This window comes from Effusibacillus consociatus, from assembly GCF_042652925.1.
Lineage (GTDB): Bacteria > Bacillota > Bacilli > Tumebacillales > Effusibacillaceae > Effusibacillus > Effusibacillus consociatus.
On the sequence record NZ_JBHSHC010000005.1, the window covers coordinates 1 to 886 of the forward strand.

1 protein-coding gene is annotated in these 886 nt (G+C 60.2%); it reads right to left on the minus strand.

Annotation, left to right across the window (positions count from 1 at the left end; all coding sequences use genetic code 11):
• Positions 1 to 886: IS66 family transposase (tnpC, locus tag ACFO8Q_RS00410; RefSeq protein ID WP_380023436.1), on the minus strand; the 886-nt coding region annotated here is incomplete at both ends.

The following is an 886-nucleotide window of genomic DNA, read 5'->3' on the forward strand; positions in this document are numbered from 1 at the left end:
TCCACCTCAAAGAGCGCGTTGCAAAAAGCCAGTCCTTCTGCCGCCGCTGCCTGCGACCGCTGACCGACGGGCAGCGCCTGAAGCGCCTCATGATATTTCCGCCTCGCATGGGCCCAGCACCCCAACTGCGTAACACCCTTCACTTGGTTGTAGCCACTGTACCCGTCGGTCTGCAGATATCCGGTAAATCCCTTGAGGAACTTACTCGGATATTCGCCGCCCCGTCCCTGCTGGTAGTCATATAGGATGATGTTCGGGCCGATTCTCCCAGTACGATACAGCCACAGGTAGGACTTCGCTTGTGCTGCGCGTCCCGGTTCCTTCAAGACCTGAAGGGTCGTTTCGTCCGCATGCGCAATATCTCGCTTCAGAAGCTCCGCATGCATATAGGTATAGAGCGGGGCCAACCACCGTTCTGCGCCGGCGATGATCCAGTTGGCCAGCGTTTGACGTGAAAGTTCTACTCCCAGGCGCTGAAACTGCTGCTCCTGCCGGTACAGCGGCAGGCTGTCTACGTACTTCTGGCTCATCACATACGCCAACATCGACGGCGACACTAGACTGCCCGGCACCACAGGAGCGGGCATCGGCGCGGTCACAATCGGTGTGCGGATCGCCTCCTGCTCGCACCGGCGGCAGCCATAGACATGGCACACATGCCGAACCACTTTGACTTCCGCCGGGATGATCTTGAGCTCCTGCCGCGTCTCGGTGCTCATTTCGTGCAACGTGCCGGCGCAGCAGGGGCAGACCTGCTCCTCCTCGGTCAGCCGGTATTCAATCGTCTCCACCGGCAACCCCTCAAGCTTCGTTTCCCGCGCTCCACGCGTTTTCTTTCGGCGGTAGGTGATGGTTTCCACGGTGGGTTCCGGCACCGACGGATCGG